Consider the following 21606-nt stretch of genomic DNA (forward strand, 5'->3'; position numbering starts at 1 on the left):
ACGGTCGACGGTCGGGAAAGATACGTCAGGCCGCCGCGGCCTGTTGTGGGGGCTGGGGGCCGAAAGTGACATCGAACATCGCGCCGCCCATCGGGCTCCTGTTCACGGAGATGCGGCCGCCATGCTGGGCGACGACCTCGGCCACGATCGCCAGGCCCAGGCCGGCGCCGCCCTGCCGGTTGCGCCCGCGCCAAAAGCGCTCGAAGAGATGCGGCCGGTCCTCGTCCGGGATGCCGGGCCCCGCGTCATGCACCTGCAGATGCGGGCCGTCGGCGACCACCACCTCGACGGCCGAGCCCGAGGGCGTGAAGCGCAGCGCGTTCTCGATCAGGTTGCGCACGGCGGCGCCGAGCGCATCGGCGTTGCCGTAGATGCGCACGGGATGGTCCGGCGCCGTCAGCGACACCTGCTTGTCCTCGGCCACCGCCAGCGGCGCCATGCGCGCCACGATGTCGCCGGCGACGTCGACCAGGTCGACATCCACCTTGGTCATCGGCATGTGCGAATCCAGCCGCGAGACCGCCAGGAGCTGCTCGATCAGGCGCGTCATGCGCCCCAGGTCGCGCCGGATAGCATCGGCGGATTCGGTGTCGGCCATGCCGTCCAGCCGCGCCCGCAGCAGCGCCAGCGGCGTGCGCAGCTCGTGGGCGGCGTTGGCTGTGAAGCGGCGCTGCTCGGCGAAACCGGCGTCGAGGCGGTCCAGCGCCCGATTGAAGGCGTCGACTAGTGGCCGGATCTCGGCCGGCACCGCCGTGTCCAGCCGCTTGCCCATTGTGTCGACGGTGATGCGGTTGGCCTCCTCCGCCGCCTTGGCCACGGGCGCCAGCGCGTTGGTGAGCGTGTAGAGCGCGATGCCGATGGCCAGCAGCAGGATCGGCCCGATCACCGGCAGGACCTCGCTCATCACCGTATAGGCGATCCACTTGGGCTGCAGCGTGTCCTGCGGCTCGTCACGGCCGACGGCGACGCGCAGCGGGCCGGCCGGCGTCTGCACGGTGGCCAGCAGAAGCTGCAGGCGCGGCTGGCCTGGCGCGCCGCTGCGGTCGATCACCAGGAAGGCCCATTTCCAGGCGATCTCGGGCGATAGCGGCAGCGCCGCGCGCATGCCCGAGGGCTGCTCGATCAGGGTTTCCTTGTTGGCGGGGTCGTAGACGAAGACCTGCAGGCCGGCGACGTCGGCCAACCGCTCATGACGCCTCTGGCCGAACCGCAGCCTCACCCTGCCGTCAGGCCCGCGCTCCGCCCGGCCGACGACGACGGAGGCGACCTCCTCGAGCTCGTCGTCCGCCTCGGCATCGCGGTTGTTCCACGAGGCCCAGAGATAGAACAGCGACAGCACCGTGACGGTGCCGATGAACAGCAGCGAAAAGTTCCGCAGCAGGCGCCGGCGGACCGACAAGCCTGCCACTGTGCTCATCGCAGCGCAGTGGCTGGCTTGTCGGCGGTCAGCATGTAGCCGACACCGCGCACGGTGTGGATGTTCACCGTCGCACCGGCCGACACCAGCCGCTTGCGCAGCCGCGAGACGCTGGCCTCCATGGCATTCGAGTCGACATCGTCGTCGAAGCCGTACAGGCCGTTCTCGATCGTCTGGCGCGTCACCACCTGGCCGACCCGCCGCATCAGCAGCTCGAGCAGGGTGAGCTCACGCCGTGGCAGCGGCAGGCTGTCACCGCCGACGCTGACGGCGCTGGTCGAGGCGTCGTATTCCAGGTTGCCGGCCTTCAGGCGCATGCCGAGCGCGCCGTTGGGGCGACGCAGCAGCGCCCGGATGCGGGCTACCAGCTCGCTTTGAGCATAGGGCTTGCCGAGATAGTCGTCGGCGCCGGAGTTGAGCCCCTGCACACGCTCGTCGATCGCGTCGCGCGCAGTCACGGCGATCACCGGCGTGGTGTCGCCGGCCCGGCGCCATGACGCCAGCAGGTCCAGCCCATCGCCATCCGGCATCGACAGGTCGAGCAGGATGACGTCGTAACGCGCCGTCGTCGTCGCCGAGCGCGCCTCATCTATGGTCGGCGCCACGTCGACGGCGAACCCTTCGCGCGTGAGGTTCGCGCGCACCAGACGGGCCAGCTCGGCCTCGTCTTCAACCAGCAACAGCCGCATGCCTGATCCTAATCGCCCGGAGGAGATGTCGGAACATGATAACCAACTCTGACGAAAGCCTTACCACAGCGAAGGGATTTTAGGCCACTGATCCACATGCCTTTTATACCGCATGCCGCAGCGCCGGATTCGCGGTGGCAGCGGACGCGGGATGACAGCCGCAGGTAGCATCGCTAGGCTCGACCATGATCTCGACGGATCTCTCCGCCTCCTTCTGGGCCGCCGCCGCACCGGCGCCGCCGCCGACCGACCGGCTGGAGGGTGGGAAGGACGTCGACGTCGCGATCGTCGGCGGCGGCTTTTCCGGCCTCTCGACGGCGCTGCATCTGGCCGAATCAGGCGTGGCCTGCGCCGTGGTCGAGGCCGGTGAGATCGGCTCGGGCGCCTCGGGCCGCAACAACGGCCAGGTCATCCCGACCATGAGCCGCGCCGATCCGTCGGCCATGGTGGCGAAGTTCGGCCAGGAACGCGGGCAACGCTTCGCCGGCCTGGTGCGCGACTCGGCCCAGACCGTGTTCGATCTGGTGCGGCGCCACGACATCGACTGCGCTGCCGAGCAATCCGGCTGGATCCAGCCAGCCCACACGCCGGGCCGCGTCGCCAAGGTCGCCGAGCGCCGCTTCAAGGAATGGCAGGCGCTGGGCGCGCCGGTGGCGCTGCTCGATCGGCAGCAGACCGCGTCCCTTCTGGGCAGCGATGCCTATTGCGGCGCCTGGCTCAACCGCAGCGGCGGCCACATCAACCCGCTCGCCTTCGCGCGCGGCCTGGCACGGGCCGCGACCGGCAAAGGCGCCGCGGTCTTCACCCGCTCGCCGGCGCGATCGATCGAGCGCCTGCCCGACGGCGGCTGGCAGGTGCGCACGCCGGCCGGCGCGCTGCGCGCCGGCCGCGTCGTCATCGCCACCAACGCCTACAGCGACGACCTGTGGCCCGGGCTGAAGCGCGAGGTGGTCCCCGTCTTCAGCTTCCAGATGGCGACGCAGCCCCTGTCGGACAATTTGCGCAAGAGCCTGCTGCCCGGCCGGCAGGCGATGAGCGACACGCGCGGCGACCTGCATTTCTGCCGCTATACCCACGACCATCGTCTGGTGACCGGCGCGCCGCTGCTGTGGCGCGGCGACCTGGACCGGCGCCTGCGGGCGCACGTGGCGGCGCGGCTGCAGCGCCTTTTCCCGCAGCTCGGCACGATTACGTTCGATCATCTGTGGTGCGGCTATGTCGGCATGACCGCCGACTATTTCCCGCGCCTGCACGAGCTGGCGCCCGGCATCGCCACCTGGATCGGCTGCAACGGCCGCGGCGTGGCGCTGGCCACCGCCATGGGACCCGAGCTGGCGCGCTGGGCCGCCGGCCACGCCCGCCTCGACGAGCTGGCGCTGCCCGTGACGCCGCTGCAACCGATCCCAGCCCATGCGCTGGCCAGAAGGCTGGCCCGCTTCATGCTGTGGATGTACCGCCGCCGCGACGCGCGCGAGGTGTGACATCGGCATGCCGCAACGCAGCATGTCATCAACTTATTGTCAGGTGTCGACCTGGTTTCTTTTTGCTACGGCTCGGCCTTCTCTGTCGCAGCGCAGCAAATAATGACCGGGACACCTCCCCCTCAACCGGCCACCGCATCCGCCTACGACCCGACCGCCAAGGCTTTGCACTGGCTCACGGCTCTGCTCGTGATCGGCATGCTGGGCCTGGGCCTGTGGATGGTGGGGCTGCCGATCAGCCTGCAGAAGGCCAAGGTGTATTCCTGGCACAAATGGGCCGGCATCACCGTGCTGGCGCTCACGCTGCTGCGCATCGTGTGGCGGCATCTGCGGCCGCCGCCATCCCTGCCCGGCACGCTCACGCCGCTCGACCGCCGGCTGGCGCCATGGGGCCATGCCGCGCTCTATGCGCTGCTGCTGGCGATGCCGCTCACGGGCTGGACCATGAGCTCGGCCGCCGGCATCCCGGTGGTGTGGTTCGGCGTCTGGCAGCTGCCCGATCTCGTCGGCAAGGACGAGGCCTTGTTCAAAGCGCTGCAGACGACCCATCACATCCTGTCGCGCCTGCTGATCGCGGTGGTCGTCATCCACATCGCGGCCGTGATCCGGCATGACGTGCTGCGCCGCGACGGCGTACTGCGGCGCATGCTGCCTTTTGCCAGATGAATGATGGAGTGGTCCGTGCTCATCACCCGTAGCGGCGTCGCCCTGCTGGGCCTGCTGGCCGCCTCCCCGGTCCTTGCCGGTCCGGCCGATCCCTGGGCGGTCGACGCCGAGGCCAGCCGGCTCACCTTCGAGACCAAGCAGATGGGCGTGCCGGTCAAGGGCCGCTTCGGCAAGTTCAGCGGCTCCATCGTGCTCGACCCATCCGACCTGGCCAACGCCCGGATCGACATCACCGTGGCCATCCCCAGCGGCGCCACTGGCACCAAGGACATCGACGAGGCGATGCTGGGCGAGGACCTGCTGGCCGCCCGCGCGTTTCCGGCCGCACGCTTCGTCGCCGACAAGGTGATCAGCGAGGGCGAGGGCAAATACCGCGCCGACGGCAAGCTCACCATCCGCGACCTGTCGAAGGACCTGGCGCTGCCCTTCACGCTCGCCATCGCCGACGATCCGACCACGCCAGGCCAGCTCCGCGCCACGGCCCGCGGCCGCGTCGACATCAGGCGGCTCGACTACGGCGTCGGCCAGCGCGACTGGAAGGCGACCGATGCCGTGCCCAATGAAGTCGCCGTCGTCCTCGAGATCATCGCAACACGCGCCAAGTGAGCGCCGGGAGCGCGCCACTGCAGTGGCGCACCGGCCCGAAGGGCCGGCTCCTCCCACACCGCTCGTTATCCGGCGCCGTGTGCCGGTGCGCCAGTTCAGGGCGGGCATGCCCGCCCGCGGTGGCGCGCTCCCAGCACCATCCAAACAAGGAGGTTCCTCATGCGTCTGATGACATCGCTGTTCCTTGCCGCCGGCGTTGCGTTCGCGGCTGCCCCGGCGCTGGCCGATCCGGTCAAGCTGAAGCTCGACCGCAGCCACATCCATGTCGGCTTCCAGGTCGGCCATATCGGCTTCTCGACGGTCCACGGCCGCTTCAACGATGCGGCCGGCGAGATCACCTTCGACAAGGACAAGCCCGAGACCAGCACGGTGTCGGCCACGATCCAGACCAAGAGCGTCGACACCAACTATGAGGCCCGCGACAAGCACCTGCGCACGGCCGACTTCTTCGACGCCGAAAAGTTCCCGACCATGACCTTCAAGTCGACGAAGATCGAGAAGACAGGCGAGGCCACGGGCCGCATGACCGGCGAGCTGACCATGCTGGGCGTCACCAAGCCGGTCACGCTCGACGTCACCTTCACGCGCATGGCCGAGCACCCCTTCCCGGCCTACAAGAAGGTGCTGACCGCCGGCTTCAGCGCGCGCGGCAAGATCAAGCGCTCCGATTTCGGCATGACCAAGTTCGCGCCCGCCATCGGCGACGAGATCGTGCTGCTGATCGACGTCGAGGCCGTGCGCTGCGAAGGCGAGGCCGCCGAGTCGCCCAGCTGCAAGACCTGAGCGACAGTCGAAACCACAGGACTGGCGGGCGCGGTCCCAGCCGTCGCTGGGATCCCCCCGCCGTCACCGGGTCTCCTCGCCCTCGCCATAGCGGATGACCCTGACTTTCTCGGTGGTGATCAGGCAGCTGGGGGTCATCCCCAGCAGCGCCGGGATGAAGGCATTGATCTTGTCGGGCGCGTCGACGATCTCGACCACGATCGGCAGGTCCTGCGACAGGCGCAGGATCTTGGCCGTGTGCAGGCGGCTCGACCGCCCGAAGCCGAGCGGGCCACGCAGCACGGTAGCACCGGCCATGTGCATCTCGCGCGCCTTGACCACGATGGCTTCGTAGAGCGGCTGGCCGTCGGCCCGGTCGTCCTCGCCGATGAAAATCCGCAGCAGGACCGATTCTTCTGGAAGCTGCATGACCTTCCTCCCTGGGCGGTCGACGCCTAGGCGTTGATGCGCAGGCCAAGTCCGCGACCGAGCCAGACCGCAGCCAGGGACAACGCGACCGACAGGCTGAGATAGAGGCCTGCCGGAACGATGCGCCCATGCGATGCCAGGCTGAAGGCATCGAGGCTCATGGCCGAGAACGTCGTGAAACCGCCGCAGAAGCCGCTCATCACGAACTGACGGCTCGCAGGCCGCACGAGCAGCCGGCCATCGGGGCCCGTGAGCGTGGCAAACAGACCTATGATGAACGACCCCGCCACGTTCACGAAACCTGTCGCCCAAAGCGGACCCAAACCTGACAGCGAAAGGATCATCGGCCCCGAGAGGTGGCGACACAGCGCACCGATCGCAGCGCCGCATCCCACGGCAAGATAGAGCATCACGACCGGATTCCTCCTGCGCTTCGTCAGCCGAAAAGCTGGCTGGCCAGCCAGAACCCGGTGCCCACGGCCAGCAGGCCGAGCGCCACTGAAAGCCCGACATTGCCCCAAGCGCGACGCCCCTCGCCTTCCACCACCAGGTTGAGCGTCTGAAGGGCGAACGACGAAACCGTCGTGTAGCCGCCGAGCAGGCCGACGACTGCGAAATCCCGGAAATAGGCTGTCGCCATGATGCCGCCGACCGCCGAGATCATCCCTGCTAGGCTGCCGATGACGAAATCACCCGTCACGTTCACAACCAGCGTCCCCCAGGGAAATGTCTCGCCCACCGTGCGCGCCACGGCACCGGATATCGCAAAGCGAAGGACACCGCCCAGAAAGCCGCCGATGAGAACGAAAGCACACCCGACCACATCCATCACCGGCCACCTGTCCCGCTTCCGTGAAGGCTGTCGCACGCTACCATGAACCGGCGGTTCCGATATGGATGCGCGCCGCAGCAAGTGCCTTGGCGACGCCATCCGACCCCGTCATTCGCAATCAGGAGCTTCCTGCGCATCCTATCGTCCTTCCGCGACCGGCGCTGGTGCCGCCCTGTCATCCTTCATCGGCTTGAAGGCCGGCTGGAACCAGCGCTGCGCAATCAGCGTCGGTAGGTCATTGACGAAACAGGCCGCCAGAATGACTTTGCCGATCTCGGTCTTGTTGAAGCCGGTCTCGACCATGGCGGCGTACACGACGGCGACCGAGGTGGTGGATAGCGAAATCCCTGCGATTTGCGCCTGCGGCCACGACCAGCCTATGCCGTAGCGCGCATAGAGCAGGACTCCGAGATATGGGGCAAGGAAGCCCACGATGCCGATACCCATGCTCGGCCAGAAATGCTTGCGGATGACGCGGTTGTCGATCTCGGTGCCGGCCAGGAAGGTCAACAGGATCGCGCCAAAGCCGGCCAGGAAATTGACCCACTCGGTGATCGTCAGGCCAATCACATTGCCTGCAATGGCGCCGACCATGATCTCGACGAGCGCCACCGACATCGCCACCCGGATTGAAATGACGGAAGCGGCGAGCGCAAGCCCCAGCCAGAGGGCCGATGCCAACCATACATTGCCCATCGCACACGCTCCTTCCTCCGGCTCGAATAGCCGGCGGTCCGGTGGGGCGCGAAGACGGCATGCAAAACCCGCCTTGCGGCGGGTCATCAGCAGACTCCCACCGCATGTCTCCACGCGGTAGGAGTCATCAGCCCTTGCGGGCGGTTCCGGGGGACTCCATCCCCTTCTCTTGACATGGGCAGCTTATGGAAGCCTGCAAGGGCGGTCAACCATCACCATCACACCGCCGCAGGACGAGGAACGGCGGAGAGCGCCAGCACCCAACCGAAGGGATCAGCGCCACGTCAGCCAGGCGATGCCGAACGCGATGGTGAGCACCGTCAACAGACCGCCTACCCTGAAGTGATACCAGAAGCCGATCGTCACGCCGTGTGAGCGCGCGCGCTGCGCCACGATCAGATTGGCGACCGAGCCGACCAGCGCGAAATTGCCTGCCAATGTCGAGGCCATGGCGACGGCGAGCCACGCCTTTTCGGGATCCGCCAGCGGATTGACGAAAGGCTTGAGGACCAGCACCGCAGGCACATTGCTCACGAGATTGGACAGCACCGCCGTCAGCGCCGAGAGGACCGGCACGCTGGCCAGATCGAGGCGATGCACGGCGTCGACCACCTGTGGGGTCAGCATGGTCTTCTCGAACCCCGCAACGACGACGAACAGGCCGACGAACATGAGGAGCAGCGGCCAGTCGATGTCGAAGTAGACCTTCTCCGGCTTGACGCGGCGCGTGAACAGCAGGAGCGCTCCGCCGACGATCGCCACCTTCGCGATCGGCTGGCCGGCGAAGAACAGAACGACGATCGCGACCGTGACAAGGATGGACTTGATGGTGAGCGCACGATGATAGCGGGTCGGCCCGGCGTCAATGACCGGCAGACGGTCGCGGGTCAGGAACTCCCGGGGATGCATGAGCGCGATGAGGGCGATGGTCAGCACCAGGCCGACGGCGGCGATCGGCGCCAGGCTCGCTGCGAACGTCCCGTAGGGGATCTGCGACAGGGAGCCGATGATCATGTTCTGCGGATTGCCGGTGATCGTGGCGGTGCTGCCGGCATTGGACGCCATGGCGACCGCCAGGAGGTAAGGCCGGGCATCGCGCTTCAACCGGTCCATCAGATCGAGGACCAGTGGCGTCATGACGAGGCAGATCGTGTCGTTGACCAGGAAGGCGGAGAAGATGCCGGCCACGAGAACGATGGCGATCAGCAGGACGAGGGGATGGTGGGCCCGCGTGATCGCCCATCCGTTCACCAGCCGGAAGAAGCCGGACAGGCGCAGATTGGCCACGACGATCATCATGCCGAGCAGGAGCGTGATCGTGTTGAGATCGACCGCCGCGTAGGCCTCCTCGAGCGTCAGCACGCCGACACCGACCATCAGGCTGGCGCCGAGAAGCGCCGCGCCGGTCCGGTCGAGGTGATAGCCCGGCAGCTTGCCGACGGCGATGACGAGATAGGTCGCTGCGAAGATGACGGTGGCCGCAATCAGCATCGCACTGCACCGAGGCATGACCCAGGCGATCGCGGGATCAGGCCGGACGTCACAGCCAGCGCCGCACGCGTGCCTTGTAGGCGGCGTATTGCGACCCGAAGCGGCGCTCCAGGTAGGCCTCCTCGCGGGCGATGACACCGTAGCGCAGCACCAGCAGCACCGGCGCCAGCAGGATCGGCAGCCAGGCATTGTTGTCGGCGATCGCGACGCCGAGATGCACGGTGCTGAGCCCCATGTAGATCGGGTTGCGCGAATAGCGATAGAGGCCACCCTCGACCATGGCCGTGCTCGGCCGGCGCGGCTGCACCGACGTGCCCGCCCGCCGGAAGCGGCGGGCGCAATCAACCACGACAGCCACGCCCGCAAGGATCACCGCCCCGCCGAGCCATTGCCGGGTCCACCAGCGCAGGCCGATCAGGTCCATCGGGTAGATCCAGCGATCCGCCAGCAGCCCAGCCGCCAGCGCGATCAGGAACAGCATGGGCGGCTGGATGACGACGTTGCTGGTCTGGGGCGCTGCGGTCATGGGACAAGTCTAGCATGCGTGGCCGCGCCGGGAACGGCGTAGGCTGCGGCACGGCGTGCGCTATAGTCGGGGCACGAGGCGCGGACAAGCCGGAGGAAGCAATGCCCTACATCGAAGGCCGCACGGTGCACGACGCCGACGCCCATATCATGGAGACGCCGGAGCTGCTCGAGACCTATGTCGAGGACCGCTTCCGGCAGGCCGTGCGACGCTTCGACGTGTTCAGCGCCATCCCCGACTACGCCGACCGGTTCGAGGCGGTGCGCTACCGTCACGACGACGCCGAATGGCGCGCCGGCGACGCCAGCCAGATCCTGCTGCGCAAGAACTGGGATGCCCTGGGAGCCTGGCGGCGCGAGGACCGGCCGGCAGCGCTCGACCATCTCGGGGTGGCGAGCCAGCTCGTCTTCAACACCATGCTGAGCGCCTTCCTGAGCGACCTGGAGCATGGCGACGACCTCGGCCTCGCCTATGCCGCCGCCCGCGGCCACAACCGGGCCATGGCGGCGTTCTGCGGCATCGACCGCCGGCTGCTCGCGACCGGCTATGTGCCGCTGGCCGATCCGGCGCAGGCGGTGGCGATCGCGCGCGAGGCCATCGCCATGGGCTGCAAGGCGCTGCTGATCCCATCGCGCTGCCCGCGGGACCATGCGCCCAGCCACGTCGCGCTGGACGGCGTCTGGGCGCAGGCGCAGGAAGCCGGCCTGCCGATCGTCTTCCATGTCGGCGGCGGCGGTCCGCTGCTGTCGCGCGCCTACTTCAACAACGGCCTGCCGCCGGTGCCCGACTTCCATGGCGGCGCCGAGAATTTCCGCTCGGTCGACTACATGGCGATCCCCAACCCGCCGATGCAGACGCTGGCGACCCTGATCCTGGACCGCGTGCTCGACCGCTTTCCGCGCCTGAAGCTCGGCGTCATCGAGCAGGGCGCCTCGTGGCTGCCCGGCTGGATGCGCGCCCTCGATTCGGCCTGGACCGCCTTCCGCAAGAACGAGGAGCGGCTGCAGAAGATGTCGCTCAAGCCCAGCGAGTTCGTGCGCCGCCAGATCAGGGTCACGCCCTACCCGCACGAGGACACGGGCTGGATCATCGCCAACGCCGGGCCGGAAGTCTGCCTGTTCTCGACCGATTTCCCGCATGTCGAAGGCGGCCGCAACCCGATCAAGCGCTTCGACGACGCGCTGGCCGGAACGCCCGATGCCGCCCGGCACCGCTTCTACTGCGACAACTTCGTCGACCTGATGGGTGCCGGCCTGGCACCGGCGCTGCGCGCGGCATAGGTTTTGTTTTTTTAGGACCGCGGGCAGCACGCCATCCACACCCGCGGCAGTCCAGCCCTTGCATCGCCGTGCGCGGGGTGCTTAGTGTGCGCCTTTAATGACAATGCGCCCCCTGATCCCCGGGATGCCGCGGCACCTGCTCGGCATCGAAGGTCTGACGGCTGCGACCATCGCGGCCCTGCTGGATCTTTCCGAGACCTATATCGACACCAGCCGCTCGCTGGTGAAGAAGCGCGACGTGCTGGCCGGCCGCACGATCATCAACCTGTTCTTCGAGAACAGCACCCGCACCCGGACCTCCTTCGAGGTGGCCGCCAAGCGGCTGGGCGCCGACGTGGTCAACATGGAGGTGCAGACCTCCTCGACCCGCAAGGGCGAGACCCTGCTCGACACCGCCATGACGCTGAACGCCATGCTGCCCGATGCGCTGGTGGTGCGGCACCAGGATTCGGGTGCCGTCAACCTTCTGTCACAGAAGGTCAACTGCGCCGTCGTCAACGGCGGCGACGGCCAGCACGAGCATCCTACCCAGGCGCTGCTGGACGCGCTCACCATCCGCCGCCGCAAGGGCCGGCTGCAGGGCCTCACGGTGGTGATCTGCGGTGATGTGCTGCACAGCCGCGTGGCGCGCTCCAACATCCACCTGCTGAACATCATGGGCGCGCACGTGCGCGTCGTGGCGCCGGCCACGCTGATGCCGACCGAGGTCGAGCGGCTGGGCGTCGAGCCGCATTTCAGCATGAAGAGCGGCCTGAAGGACGCCGATATCGTGATGATGCTGCGCCTGCAGACCGAGCGCATGAGCGGCTCGTTCGTGCCCACGGTCAGCGAGTACTTCCACTTCTTCGGGCTGGACCGCGCCAAGCTGGCCCTCGCCAAGCCGGAGGTGCTGGTGATGCATCCCGGGCCGATGAACCGCGGCGTCGAGATCGACTCGGCGGTGGCCGACGACCTGCAGCGCAGCGTCATCCACGAGCAGGTCGAGATGGGCGTGGCCGTGCGCATGGCCTGCCTCGATGCGCTGGTCGGCGGCCTGCAGAACTACGACGACCGCTTCGCGGCCGAGAAGGACGGGCGCTGACATGGCCAACACCGGCGCACCCGTCGCCTACATCAACGCCCGCCTGATCGACCCGATCGCCGGCACCGATCAGCTTGGCAGCCTCCTGGTCGGCGCCGACGGCAAGATCGCCGACTGGGGGCCCAGCCTGTTCTCCAGCGGCGCTCCCTGGGGCATCGAGACCGTCGATTGCGGGCGTCAATGCCTGGCACCCGGCATCGTCGATCTGCGCGTGCACACCGGCGAGCCCGGCGAGGAGCACAAGGAGACGCTCGACACCGCCGGCCGCGCCGCCGCCGCCGGCGGCGTGACGTCGATGTGCATCCTGCCCGACACCGATCCGCCGTTCGACGACGCCTCGCTGATCGAGTTCGTGCATCGCCGCTCGCGCCAGGTGCGCCTGTCCAAGATGTACGCCTATGGCGCGCTCACCATGGACCTGCAGGGCGAGCACCTGGCCGAGCTGGGCCTGCTGCAGGAAGCCGGCGCCGTCGCCTTCACCGACGCCGACCGGCCGCTGGGCAACGCCCAGACCATGCGGCGCGCCCTCTACTACGCCAAGACCTTCGGCGCGCTGATCGTGCATCTGCCGCAGGAGCCGACACTGTCGACCGGCCACATGAACAACGGCGAGCTCGCGACACGGCTGGGACTGGCCAGCAGCCACAAGCTCGCCGAGGCGATCATGCTGGAGCGCGACCTGCGGCTGGTCGAGATGACCGGTGCGCGCTACCACGCCAGCAAGATCTCGACCGAGGAAGGCGTCGAGGTCATGCGCCGCGCCAAGGCGCGTGGCCTGAAGGTGACCTGCGACACGGCCCCGCACTACTTCGCCCTCAACGAGATCGCGGTCGGCGACTACCGCACCTTCGCCAAGGTCGTGCCGCCGCTGCGCGGCGAGAACGACCGCCGCGCCATCGTCGAGGGGCTCAAGGACGGCACCATCGACTGCATCGTGTCGGATCACCGGCCGCAGGACGTCGAGAGCAAGCGCGTGCCCTTCGCCATGGCGCAGCCCGGCGTGGTCGGGCTCGAGACGCTGCTGCCCATCTCGCTGGAGCTGTACCACAACCGCCAGATGGGCCTGCCGGCGATCTGGCAGCGGCTGGCCAGCACACCGGCGCGGCTGTTCAACCTGCCAGGCGGCCGCTTCGAGAAGGGCGCGCCGGCCGACCTGGTCCTGTTCGATCCCGAGCTCGCCTGGGTGGTCGATCCCGAGGAATTCAACAGCAAGACCGGCAATACCGCTTTCGACGAGCGGCCGACCCAGGGCCGGGCGCTGATGACCATCGTCGACGGCCGCGTGATCTACCGCGATGCCAAGCGCTGGCCGGCGGCCTAGCCGGGAGCGCGCCACTCCAGTGGCGCACCGGCGCGCAGCGCCGGATCGTTGGCAACACCAGAACAAGAGCCGGCCCTTCGGGCCGGGGCGCCACTGGAGTGGCGCGCTCCCAGCAGAGAAGGCAGCGCAGTGATCGAGAGCGACCTCGACATCCCGACCGGCGACGGCAGGATGAACACCTTCAGCGTGCGCCTGGCGCAGGGCGGGCCCCACCCGGCCGTGGTGATGCTGATGGACGCGGCCGGCGTGCGCGGGGCGTTGCGCGACATCGCGCGGCGCCTGGCTGCCTCGGGCTATGTCGTCTTCGTGCCCAACCTTTACTACCGCACGTCGCGCAATTTCGTTGCCGGGCCGCTGCGCGACCATCCCGACGTCGAGAAGAACAAGGCCGAGATGACGCGCCATCGCAGCGCCATCGGACACGCCGAGGTGAGCCGCGACATCGGCGCGCTGCTCGACCATATCGCCGCCGATCCCGCCGTTCGCCGTGGCAAGGTCGGCACCGTGGGTTATTGCATGAGCGGTGCCTATGTCGTGACGACGGCGGCGAGCTGGCCCGATCGCATCGCCTGTGGCGCCGCCTTCTACGGCACGCGCTTGATGGCGGACGCACCGGATGCGCCATGGCGCCGGCTGGGCGAGATCAGGGCCGAGCTGCACTTCGCCTTCGCCGAGATCGACTCCTACGTGCCGCCGGACGAGGTCGCGGCATTCCGCAAGCACCTCGCCGAGGCGCCGTTCCGCAGCACCGTGGAGATCCTGCCCGGCACCGGCCACGGCTATGCCTTCACCGACAGCGCCAGCTTCAACAAGCCGGCGGCCGAGCAGCATTTCCATGCCACGCTGGCGCTGTTCCGCCGCCATCTGTAGGCCGGCGCGCCGCCGCCGCACGGCATCGTGCGGCAACCCTGCCCGCCCCAGTGGCGCGCGCCGGCGGGCAGCGCTACATTTTCGCCACTTTCGGGGCCAAATTCGCAAGCATCCTTCCAACGACAACCGGGGCCGCTTCATGCGCATCGCCACCCTTTCTGCCGTGCTCGTCGTGCTGGGAGCCGGCACCGCGGCCGCTCAGCAGCAGCCGTCGCTCGACCGCTCCAGCGACATGCTCGACACCATGACGCGGCGTCTGAAGCTGTGCGCCGAGATCACCGATACCGCGGCGCGGCTGACCTGCTACGATCGAGTCGAATCAGGCGGCAGCGCGCCGACGCCGACACCCACCCCCACGCCGCAGGCCGGCCCCGCGCCGGCGCCGCAAGCCGCGCCACCACCGCCCACGCCCGCGCCGCCGCCGCGCAGCCCCGCCGCCGCGCCGCCGTCGGCCGTGACCTCGCAGCCGATCGCTCCGCCCGACCCGTCGCGGGTCGGCCAGGATGACAAGCCGGTAGCCCCCGAGGACCGCGCCTTCGATCCCCGCACGCAGGGCCGCGGCGGGCCCGGCACCACGATCGGCGCCGCCCCTGGGGTCGTCCTGCCGGGACAGGGGCCGAGCACGGTCGAGCCGCAGTGGCGCCGCATCGGCGCCGTGCCGATACGCTCGGCACCGGGCACCCAGGTGCCGGTCGTCACGCTGGAGCTGCCCGGCCTGCGCCCCGGACCGGACTATCGCTGGCAATTGTCGATGGCGCTGGCCAACAACACGGCGCGCACGTTCGACGTCACCATCGCCTGCGCCTTCAACAACGGCGACCGCAAGGTCAGCGACATGACCATCATCCTGCGCAACGTGCGCGGCGGCGAGAAGGTCGGCGCCGACATCGCCGGGCCGCCGACCAACCAGTTCGTCGACAACGCCCCCTGCCACGTGATCTCGCCGCTGCAGTGATGTCCTCATCCTCCCCAACGAAGTTGGGGAGGTGGCCCGAAGGGCTGGAGGGGAGCCGACGCGATCTTCGAAACAAGCACCACGAGCGCTCCCCATCCGGCCTTCGGCCACCTTCTCCACGCAAGGCGTGGGGAAGGGAATGAGCGTCAGCGGCCCGCGCGCAGGGACTTCACGAAATCGGACAGGCCGACCTGGCGGTAGCGCTTGAGCCGCTCGGCGGTGAGGATCGCCTTCACCAGCTCGAGGCTCTGGTCCACCTGCTCGTTCACGATCACGTAGTCGTACTCCGCCCAGTGGCTCATCTCGTCGGCGGCCTTGGCCATGCGCCGGGCCACGACCTCGGGCGGGTCCTGGGCGCGGCTCACGAGCCGGCGCTCGAGCTCCTCGGTCGACGGCGGCAGGATGAAGATGCTGACCAAGTCCTGGCGCGCCCGTTCGACGAGCTGCTGCGTGCCCTGCCAGTCGATGTCGAACAGCATGTCGCGCCCGGCCGACAGCGTGCGCTCCACCGGGCCGCGCGGCGTGCCGTAGGAATGATCGAAGACCTGGGCATATTCCAGCAGCTCGTCGCGCTCGACCATGGCACGGAACGTGTCGTGGTCAATGAAGGAGTAGTCGACCCCGTCGCGCTCCGCCGGCCGCTTGGCGCGCGTGGTGACCGACACCGACAGCTCGATGTCGCGGTCATGCTGCAGCAGCAGGCGCGAGAGCGTCGTCTTGCCCGCGCCCGACGGCGAGGACAGCACCAGCATCAGGCCGCGCCGCTGGATCCGCGCCGCGGCCAGCTCATTCGACATTCTGGACCTGCTCGCGCATCTGCTCGACGGCGCTCTTCAGCTCGATGCCGATGCGCGTGAGCTCGATGTCGGCCGACTTGGAGCACAGCGTGTTGGCCTCGCGGTTGAACTCCTGGCACAGGAAGTCGAACTTGCGGCCGATCGGGTTGCCCGGGCCGGCCGCCTTCATGAGCTCGTGCGCGGCGGCGATGTGCGCCTGCAGCCGATCGAGCTCCTCGCGCACATCGGCCTTGCCCACCAGGATCGCGATCTCCTGCGCCATGCGTTCCGGCGTGAGCGGCGGCACGCGCTCCAGGATATCCGCCAGCTGGGCCGTGAACCTTGCGCGGATCAGCTCACCCTGCGCCGCGGCGCGGCTCGCCGCCTTGTCGCGCAGCGCGGCGATCGTCGCCAGATGCCCCTCCAGCATGACGGCCAGCCGCGCGCCTTCCGCGGCGCGGGCGTCGACGAGGCCACGCAAGGCCTGGCGCAGCGTGCCCAGCATCTTGGCGTCGAGCGCCGCGACCTCCTCCTCCGACAAGGCGCGGGCCGCATCCTCCTCGATGACGCCGCGCACGCGCAGCAGCCCGTCGGCGCTGGGCGGCGCGATGTCGCCATGGGCGCGCAGCTCGTCGATCACCGCCAGCAGGTCGCGCACCAGCTCGCGGTTGATGCGGACCGCCTGCTGGGTGCGCCGCTCGGCGATCTGCAGCGACACCGAGACACTGCCGCGTCGCAGCGCCTCGGCCACCATGGCCCGCGCCGGATGCTCCAGCCGCTCATAGCCCGAGGGCACGCGCAGGCGCGTCTCCAGCGCGCGGCCGTTGACGCTGCGCGCCTCCCACACGAATGATACCGCGCCGTCGCTTCCGTCGGCGCGCGCATAGCCCGTCATGCTGGCGATAGACAAACTCTACTCCCCCTTTCGTTTCCGGCACGCGCCGGCGTGCGCAACCTAGCCGGTCTTCCCTTCCCCGTGAAATGGGGAAGGTGCCATCCCTCGCGACAAAGGCTGCAGCTCAGTACGTGCCCGGATACTGGCCGCCGTCCATCAGGATGTTCTGTCCCGTGATATAGCCGGCATGAACGCTGCACAGGAACGCACACATCGCGCCGAACTCCTCGGGCGTGCCGAAGCGGCCGGCCGGATTGGCCGCGGCGCCGATGCGCATCTCCTCCTCGACGCTGCGGCTGGCGCTTTTCGCACGTGCCACGAAAGTGCCCCGCAGGCGGTCGGTGTCGAACGGCCCCGGCAGCAGGCCGTTGATGGTCACGCCCTTCTTCACCGTCTTGCGGGCGACGCCCGCCACGAAGCCGGTGAGGCCCGACCGGGCGCCGTTGCTCAGGCCCAGGATATCGATCGGCGCCTTCACGGAGCTGGAGGTGATGTTGACGATGCGCCCGAAGCCGCGCGCCATCATGCCGTCGACCGTGGCCTTGATGAGCTCGATCGGCGTCAGCATGTTGGCGTCGACCGCCGCGATCCAGTGATCGCGCGTCCAGTCGCGGAAGTCGCCCGGCGGCGGCCCGCCGGCGTTGTTGATCACGATGTCCGGCTCGGGACAGGCCTTCAGCACCGCCTCGCGGCCCTCGGGCCTGGTGACGTCGCAGGCGACCGCGGTGACCTTGACGCCGGTGGCCTTGCGGATCTCGTCAGCCGTCTTCTCCAGCACGTCGGCCGTGCGGGCGTTGATCACGAGGTCCACGCCCTCCTTCGCCAGCGCCATGGCGCAGCCCCGGCCCAGTCCCTTGCTGGCCGCGCAGACGATCGCCTTGCGGCCCTTGATGCCCAGATCCATCGCTTTCCTCCTCAGATGATCAATCCGTCAGGCCCGGCGCAACGCCCTCATCCCTCGCCCAGCCCCAGCTCCGGCGCCATGTCGCGCAGCAGCTTCACCGAGACGGCGCGCTGCTCGGCCAATGCCCGCCGATCGATGCGCGCCACGATCGCGCCAGCTGCTGACAGCGAGCGTTCCATCCGCCGCACCAGATACTGGACCACATCCTCGGTGATGGCCACCTGCCGGTCATGGAACAGCTTGACCAGCACCGCGCTCAGCAGCGCGTCGTCGGGCGCGCCGATCTCGGCTACCGCCGCCGCCCGCAGCCGCGAGGCCAGGTCCGGCAGCTGCACGCGCCATCGCGCCGGTGCCGTGCGCGATGCCAGCAGCAGTGAGCCGCCGCGCTCGCGCAGCCAGTTGTAGAGATGGAACAATTGCTGCTCGGCATGCGGCCGGCCGGCGACGGCATCTGCCTCGTCGACCGCGACGTGGCGCGCGTCGCCCAGCATGTCGAAAAGCGTCGCAACGTCGGGCTGGTCCAGCGCCGCGCCCTGCAGGCGCAGCGCCTGCGCCCGCGCCGCCCATAGATGCAGCAGGTGGGTCTTGCCGCTGCCCGCCGGACCGACCAGCACCGAGGCCGGGCCCGGCCAGTCGGGCCAGCGGTCGACCCAGGCCAGCGCCGTGGCGTTGGCCTCGGCCGGCAGGAAGTCGGCGCGGCCATAGGATGGCGGGCCGGCCAGGTCGAATGGAAGCTGCTCTGACATAAGCGCGGTCACGGGTGGTCGGTATCCAGAAGCACGCGCTCGGTCGTTCCGCGATAGTAGGCGCTGTCGCGGTATTCGCGCAGCGCGAAGCGCACCAGCACGCCGGCGACGGCGGCGACCGGCACCGACAGCAGCAGGCCGACGAACCCGAACAGCGTGCCGCCGGCCAGCAGGGCGAACATCAGCCAGACCGGATGGATGCCGATGCTGTCGCCCACCAGCTTGGGCGCCAGCACGTTGCCTTCGAGGAACTGTCCGACCGCGAACACCGCAACGACCTTGCCCACGCTCAGCCAGTCGGGTGGGAACTGCGCCAGCGCCATGCCGATGGCCAAAACGCCGCCGGTGAAGCTGCCGACATAGGGGATGAAGGATATCAGCCCGATGATGATGCCGATGATGAGCCCGAAGTCGAGCCCGACCAGGGCCAGCGCCGTGCCGTAGTAGAAGGCCAGCACCAGGCAGACCGTGGCCTGGCCACGCACATAGCCGGCGACGGCGGTGTTGGCGTCGCGCATCAGGCCGCGGATGGTGTCGGCATGCGCGCGCGGCAGGTAGCCGTCGACGGTGGCCACCAGCTTCGGCCAGTCGCGCATCAGGTAGAAGGCGATCACCGGCGTCAGGAAAAGCAGCGCCAGCAGGTTCACCAGCGCGAAGCCGCTGGTCACCACCGAGCCGAGCACGGCACCGACGAACCGCAGGGCATCGCCGGCGCGAGCCGCCAGCACGCTCTCGAAATCCTTGGCGCCCGCGGCATCGATGCCGAACCGCTCCTGCAGGGTCTGCAGCAGCGGCAGCAGCCGGGCGTAGAGCCGCGTGGTGTACTCCGGCAGCTTGCGGGCGAGCGTCGCCAGCTGGTCCGACACCAGCGGCGCGATCGCCAGCAGCAGGCCGACACCGACCAGGGTGGCGATGATGACGAGGATGACCGTGGCCAGCGTGCGCGAGCGCACGAGCTTCTCGATGCGGTCGGTCAGCGGGTTGAGGAAGTACGCGATCGCAAGCCCGGCCACGAACGGCAGCAGCATGTCGCGCAGCAGCCACACGAGCAGGCCGGCGGCCGCGGCACCGATCAACCAGAACCGGATCTGTCGTGATGCGGTCATTCCTTCGGCTGCTCCCCTTCCCTGCGCTCGCGTTCCCAGGCCGTGACGCGCCGCGACCAGGTTATGGCATAGGCGGCGCCCGAGAGCACCGTGGTCACCGCCACGACGGCCGCGCCCCAGACCACGAGATGCGGCGGCAGTGGAAAATACGCACGCTCGGCCATCACGACCACGATCAGGCCGATCTGCAGAGCCGTGTTGACCTTGCTGATCATCAACGGCTCGACGTGGAAGCGCTGCGTCAGCGCCTGCACCGTCAACGCCCCGCCGATGATGAACATGTCGCGGAACACGACCAGGATGGTGAGCCACATCGGCAGGGCGTCGCGCAGCGTCAGCGCGACATAGGTGCCGACCAGCAGCGTCTTGTCGGCCAGCGGATCGAGCCACGCGCCGAACTGGCTGGTGACGTTGAGCCGCTTGGCGATCAGCCCGTCGACGGCATCGGACAGGCCGGCGATCAGGAAGATCCAGAACGCCGCGACATTCTCGCCGGCCAGCACGCACCAGATCACCGCCGGCACCGCCGCCAGCCGCGCCAGGCTGATCAGGTTGGGGACGTGGGCGATCATGCCTCTTCCCTCCCCCACGCACAGCGTGGGGGAGGTGGCCGAAGGCCGGAGGGGGCCCCTGCGTGATCTCCATTACAGAGACCGCGTGGGGTCCCCTCCGCCCCTTCGGGGCACCTCCCCACAGTGTGGGGAGGAAGACATTCTTGCACCCTCACTTCGCGCGTCCAAGGTAGTCGACCGTGAGGAAGGACAGCGCGCGCACGCCCAGCTTCAGGCCGGCCTCGTCGATGAAGAAGCGCGGCGAATGATTGGGCGCGGCGCCGCCCATGCCCAGCGCGCCCGGCCGCTTGTCCGCCGGCGTGATGCCGAGGAAGAAGAACACGCCCGGTGCCTCGCGGGCCAGCACCGAGAAGTCCTCCGATGCCATGACGGGACGCGACTCCTGCACCCGCTCGGCGCCGGCAGCGCGGCGCAGGCTGGCCCCCGCCCAAGCCGTCAGCGGCGGGTCGTTGACCGTCACCGGGTAGCCGCGATTGATGGTCACCTTGGCTTCGGCGCCGGCGGCATGCGCCGTGCCCTCGGTCACGGCCTTGATCTTCTCGTGCAGCCGGTTGCGCACGTCCTCGTCATGGGCCCGGATGGTGCCTTCCATGACCACGGTGTCGGGGATGATGTTGCCGCGGTTGCCGCCATGGATGCTGCCGACCGTGACCACCACCGGCGAGCGCGTGACATCGATCTGCCGGCTGGCGATGGTCTGCAGCGCCAGCACGACCTGGGCCGAGACGACGATCGGATCGACGCCGCCCCATGGCATGGCGCCGTGCGTCTGGCTGCCCTTGATCTCGATGCGCAAGCTGTCGGAGCTGGCCATCAGCCCGGCCGGCCGCAGCGCGATCTCGCCGACCCGCAGCCCCGAGCTGACATGCAGGCCGAACACGGCTTCAGGCTTGGGATCCTGCATGGCGCCGTCGCGCACCATCGACGTGGCGCCGCCGGGGCTGCCGTCGCCGGAGCCCTCCTCCGCCGGCTGGAACAGCAGCTTGATGGTGCCCGGCAGGTCGGCGCGCATGGACGCCAGCACCTCGGCCACGCCCATCAGGATCGCGACATGCGCGTCATGGCCGCAGGCATGCATCACCGGCACCTGCTGGCCGCGCCACGTGGCCAGGACCTTGGAGGCGAACGGCACGTCGACCTCCTCCTTGACCGGCAGGGCGTCCATGTCGGCGCGCAGCGCCACCACCGGGCCGGGCTTGCCGCCGCGCAGCAGCGCCACCAGGCCGGTGCGGCCCACGCCCGTCTTGACCTCGTAGCCCAGGGCGGTGAGGTGATCGGCCACCAGCTTGGCGGTGCGCACCTCCTGGTAGCCCAGCTCCGGGTTCTGGTGGATGTCGCGCCGCCAGGCGATCACCTTGGCCTCGACGGCGTTGACCGCCGCGTCGATGCGCGCATCGAGCGGGCCCTGCTGGTCGGCCATGGCGCCGCCGCTCCACAGCACCGCAGCCAGCGCGATGGCCGGTGACAAGCCTCGAACCGATGGAATGCTGCGCATGACGTCCTCC

24 protein-coding genes and 1 riboswitch are annotated in these 21606 nt (G+C 69.0%); of the genes, 9 read left to right on the forward strand and 15 right to left on the reverse strand.

The window, feature by feature from the left end:
• Positions 1–25 precede the first annotated feature (25 nt).
• Positions 26–1417, reverse strand: a complete 1392-nt coding sequence (locus tag FHP25_RS00390; RefSeq protein ID WP_147844896.1) for a sensor histidine kinase — start codon at positions 1415–1417, stop codon at positions 26–28.
• Positions 1414–2106 (reverse strand): response regulator, encoded by a 693-nt coding sequence (locus tag FHP25_RS00395; protein ID WP_147844897.1) that lies wholly within the window; start codon positions 2104–2106, stop codon positions 1414–1416. The genes FHP25_RS00390 and FHP25_RS00395 overlap by 4 nt, the downstream gene beginning before the upstream one ends.
• Positions 2107–2291: 185 nt before the next feature.
• Between FHP25_RS00395 and FHP25_RS00400 the strand changes: the two genes are divergently transcribed.
• The 4 genes from FHP25_RS00400 (at position 2292) to FHP25_RS00415 (ending at position 5642) form a co-directional block, all read left to right on the forward strand.
• Complete coding sequence (locus FHP25_RS00400; protein ID WP_147844898.1) at positions 2292–3587, forward strand: NAD(P)/FAD-dependent oxidoreductase; 1296 nt, start codon at positions 2292–2294, stop codon at positions 3585–3587.
• A 102-nt stretch (positions 3588–3689) separates the two neighbouring features.
• Positions 3690–4253 (forward strand): cytochrome b, encoded by a 564-nt coding sequence (locus FHP25_RS00405; protein ID WP_147844899.1) that lies wholly within the window; start codon positions 3690–3692, stop codon positions 4251–4253.
• A 15-nt stretch (positions 4254–4268) separates the two neighbouring features.
• Positions 4269–4859: a YceI family protein gene (locus FHP25_RS00410; protein WP_178133182.1), complete on the forward strand. Its 591-nt coding sequence runs from the start codon at positions 4269–4271 to the stop codon at positions 4857–4859.
• A gap of 159 nt (positions 4860–5018) precedes the next feature.
• On the forward strand, positions 5019–5642 hold the full coding sequence (locus tag FHP25_RS00415; protein ID WP_178133183.1) for a YceI family protein: 624 nt from the start codon (positions 5019–5021) through the stop codon (positions 5640–5642).
• A gap of 63 nt (positions 5643–5705) precedes the next feature.
• Here the strand turns inward: FHP25_RS00415 and FHP25_RS00420 are convergent, their stop codons facing one another.
• From FHP25_RS00420 to FHP25_RS00445, 6 genes are all read right to left on the reverse strand, one after another.
• Positions 5706–6050, reverse strand: coding sequence for a DUF190 domain-containing protein (locus FHP25_RS00420; RefSeq protein WP_147844901.1), 345 nt, complete (start codon positions 6048–6050; stop codon positions 5706–5708).
• Between the two features lie 26 nt (positions 6051–6076).
• Complete coding sequence (locus FHP25_RS00425; RefSeq protein ID WP_147845155.1) at positions 6077–6460, reverse strand: CrcB family protein; 384 nt, start codon at positions 6458–6460, stop codon at positions 6077–6079.
• Positions 6461–6486: 26 nt separating this feature from the next.
• Positions 6487–6879, reverse strand: a complete 393-nt coding sequence (crcB, locus tag FHP25_RS00430) for a fluoride efflux transporter CrcB (protein WP_147844902.1) — start codon at positions 6877–6879, stop codon at positions 6487–6489.
• 141 nt (positions 6880–7020) lie between these two features.
• A complete protein-coding gene (locus tag FHP25_RS00435; protein WP_231712160.1) occupies positions 7021–7665 on the reverse strand; it encodes a cation:proton antiporter in 645 nt (214 codons plus the stop codon).
• A 24-nt stretch (positions 7666–7689) separates the two neighbouring features.
• Positions 7690–7751, reverse strand: a riboswitch (Fluoride riboswitch).
• Between the two features lie 100 nt (positions 7752–7851).
• A complete protein-coding gene (locus FHP25_RS00440; RefSeq protein ID WP_231712162.1) occupies positions 7852–9069 on the reverse strand; it encodes an anion transporter in 1218 nt (405 codons plus the stop codon).
• 49 nt (positions 9070–9118) lie between these two features.
• Positions 9119–9595 carry a methyltransferase family protein gene (locus tag FHP25_RS00445; protein ID WP_147844904.1) on the reverse strand — a complete coding sequence of 159 codons (477 nt, stop codon included), beginning with the start codon at positions 9593–9595 and terminating at the stop codon, positions 9119–9121.
• Positions 9596–9696: 101 nt separating this feature from the next.
• Between FHP25_RS00445 and FHP25_RS00450 the strand changes: the two genes are divergently transcribed.
• From FHP25_RS00450 to FHP25_RS00470, 5 genes are all read left to right on the forward strand, one after another.
• On the forward strand, positions 9697–10875 hold the full coding sequence (locus FHP25_RS00450) for an amidohydrolase family protein (RefSeq protein ID WP_147844905.1): 1179 nt from the start codon (positions 9697–9699) through the stop codon (positions 10873–10875).
• A gap of 97 nt (positions 10876–10972) precedes the next feature.
• Positions 10973–11956: an aspartate carbamoyltransferase catalytic subunit gene (locus FHP25_RS00455; RefSeq protein WP_147844906.1), complete on the forward strand. Its 984-nt coding sequence runs from the start codon at positions 10973–10975 to the stop codon at positions 11954–11956.
• Position 11957: 1 nt separating this feature from the next.
• Entirely contained in the window at positions 11958–13277 is a 1320-nt protein-coding gene (gene pyrC, locus FHP25_RS00460) for a dihydroorotase (RefSeq protein ID WP_147844907.1), read from the forward strand.
• A 129-nt stretch (positions 13278–13406) separates the two neighbouring features.
• A complete protein-coding gene (locus FHP25_RS00465; protein WP_147844908.1) occupies positions 13407–14147 on the forward strand; it encodes a dienelactone hydrolase family protein in 741 nt (246 codons plus the stop codon).
• A gap of 139 nt (positions 14148–14286) precedes the next feature.
• Positions 14287–15102 carry a hypothetical protein gene (locus FHP25_RS00470; RefSeq protein ID WP_147844909.1) on the forward strand — a complete coding sequence of 272 codons (816 nt, stop codon included), beginning with the start codon at positions 14287–14289 and terminating at the stop codon, positions 15100–15102.
• Positions 15103–15248: 146 nt separating this feature from the next.
• On the opposite strand, the gene gmk is transcribed toward FHP25_RS00470, so the two are convergent.
• From gmk to FHP25_RS00505, 7 genes are all read right to left on the reverse strand, one after another.
• Complete coding sequence (gene gmk, locus FHP25_RS00475; RefSeq protein ID WP_147844910.1) at positions 15249–15899, reverse strand: guanylate kinase; 651 nt, start codon at positions 15897–15899, stop codon at positions 15249–15251.
• Positions 15889–16788 (reverse strand): YicC/YloC family endoribonuclease, encoded by a 900-nt coding sequence (locus tag FHP25_RS00480; RefSeq protein WP_231712163.1) that lies wholly within the window; start codon positions 16786–16788, stop codon positions 15889–15891. Before FHP25_RS00480 ends, gmk begins: the two co-directional genes overlap by 11 nt.
• Positions 16789–16897: 109 nt before the next feature.
• On the reverse strand, positions 16898–17677 hold the full coding sequence (locus FHP25_RS00485) for an SDR family oxidoreductase (RefSeq protein WP_147844912.1): 780 nt from the start codon (positions 17675–17677) through the stop codon (positions 16898–16900).
• Positions 17678–17724: 47 nt separating this feature from the next.
• On the reverse strand, positions 17725–18435 hold the full coding sequence (locus tag FHP25_RS00490; protein WP_231712164.1) for an HdaA/DnaA family protein: 711 nt from the start codon (positions 18433–18435) through the stop codon (positions 17725–17727).
• A complete protein-coding gene (locus tag FHP25_RS00495) occupies positions 18432–19529 on the reverse strand; it encodes an AI-2E family transporter (protein ID WP_147844914.1) in 1098 nt (365 codons plus the stop codon). Before FHP25_RS00495 ends, FHP25_RS00490 begins: the two co-directional genes overlap by 4 nt.
• Positions 19526–20101 carry a CDP-alcohol phosphatidyltransferase family protein gene (locus FHP25_RS00500; protein WP_147844915.1) on the reverse strand — a complete coding sequence of 192 codons (576 nt, stop codon included), beginning with the start codon at positions 20099–20101 and terminating at the stop codon, positions 19526–19528. The genes FHP25_RS00495 and FHP25_RS00500 overlap by 4 nt, the downstream gene beginning before the upstream one ends.
• A gap of 151 nt (positions 20102–20252) precedes the next feature.
• On the reverse strand, positions 20253–21596 hold the full coding sequence (locus tag FHP25_RS00505) for an amidohydrolase (RefSeq protein WP_147844916.1): 1344 nt from the start codon (positions 21594–21596) through the stop codon (positions 20253–20255).
• Positions 21597–21606 lie beyond the last annotated feature (10 nt).

The sequence above is a fragment of the Vineibacter terrae genome, from assembly GCF_008039615.1.
In the GTDB taxonomy this organism is placed as follows: Bacteria; Pseudomonadota; Alphaproteobacteria; order Reyranellales; family Reyranellaceae; genus Vineibacter; species Vineibacter terrae.

What these genes read in the sequence shown, in the direction of transcription:
- FHP25_RS00390 (WP_147844896.1), bottom strand. Translation starts at nt 1,417, where the DNA reads ATGAGCACAGTGGCAGGCTTGTCGGTCCGCCGGCGCCTGCTGCGGAAC.
- FHP25_RS00395 (WP_147844897.1), bottom strand. Translation starts at nt 2,106, where the DNA reads ATGCGGCTGTTGCTGGTTGAAGACGAGGCCGAGCTGGCCCGTCTGGTG.
- FHP25_RS00400 (WP_147844898.1), top strand. Translation starts at nt 2,292, where the DNA reads ATGATCTCGACGGATCTCTCCGCCTCCTTCTGGGCCGCCGCCGCACCG.
- FHP25_RS00405 (WP_147844899.1), top strand. Translation starts at nt 3,690, where the DNA reads ATGACCGGGACACCTCCCCCTCAACCGGCCACCGCATCCGCCTACGAC.
- FHP25_RS00415 (WP_178133183.1), top strand. Translation starts at nt 5,019, where the DNA reads ATGCGTCTGATGACATCGCTGTTCCTTGCCGCCGGCGTTGCGTTCGCG.
- FHP25_RS00420 (WP_147844901.1), bottom strand. Translation starts at nt 6,050, where the DNA reads ATGCAGCTTCCAGAAGAATCGGTCCTGCTGCGGATTTTCATCGGCGAG.
- FHP25_RS00425 (WP_147845155.1), bottom strand. Translation starts at nt 6,460, where the DNA reads ATGCTCTATCTTGCCGTGGGATGCGGCGCTGCGATCGGTGCGCTGTGT.
- crcB (WP_147844902.1), bottom strand. Translation starts at nt 6,879, where the DNA reads ATGGATGTGGTCGGGTGTGCTTTCGTTCTCATCGGCGGCTTTCTGGGC.
- FHP25_RS00435 (WP_231712160.1), bottom strand. Translation starts at nt 7,665, where the DNA reads ATGACCCGCCGCAAGGCGGGTTTTGCATGCCGTCTTCGCGCCCCACCG.
- FHP25_RS00440 (WP_231712162.1), bottom strand. Translation starts at nt 9,069, where the DNA reads ATGCTGATTGCGGCCACCGTCATCTTCGCAGCGACCTATCTCGTCATC.
- FHP25_RS00445 (WP_147844904.1), bottom strand. Translation starts at nt 9,595, where the DNA reads ATGACCGCAGCGCCCCAGACCAGCAACGTCGTCATCCAGCCGCCCATG.
- FHP25_RS00450 (WP_147844905.1), top strand. Translation starts at nt 9,697, where the DNA reads ATGCCCTACATCGAAGGCCGCACGGTGCACGACGCCGACGCCCATATC.
- FHP25_RS00455 (WP_147844906.1), top strand. Translation starts at nt 10,973, where the DNA reads ATGACAATGCGCCCCCTGATCCCCGGGATGCCGCGGCACCTGCTCGGC.
- pyrC (WP_147844907.1), top strand. Translation starts at nt 11,958, where the DNA reads ATGGCCAACACCGGCGCACCCGTCGCCTACATCAACGCCCGCCTGATC.
- FHP25_RS00470 (WP_147844909.1), top strand. Translation starts at nt 14,287, where the DNA reads ATGCGCATCGCCACCCTTTCTGCCGTGCTCGTCGTGCTGGGAGCCGGC.
- gmk (WP_147844910.1), bottom strand. Translation starts at nt 15,899, where the DNA reads ATGTCGAATGAGCTGGCCGCGGCGCGGATCCAGCGGCGCGGCCTGATG.
- FHP25_RS00485 (WP_147844912.1), bottom strand. Translation starts at nt 17,677, where the DNA reads ATGGATCTGGGCATCAAGGGCCGCAAGGCGATCGTCTGCGCGGCCAGC.
- FHP25_RS00495 (WP_147844914.1), bottom strand. Translation starts at nt 19,529, where the DNA reads ATGACCGCATCACGACAGATCCGGTTCTGGTTGATCGGTGCCGCGGCC.
- FHP25_RS00500 (WP_147844915.1), bottom strand. Translation starts at nt 20,101, where the DNA reads ATGATCGCCCACGTCCCCAACCTGATCAGCCTGGCGCGGCTGGCGGCG.
- FHP25_RS00505 (WP_147844916.1), bottom strand. Translation starts at nt 21,596, where the DNA reads ATGCGCAGCATTCCATCGGTTCGAGGCTTGTCACCGGCCATCGCGCTG.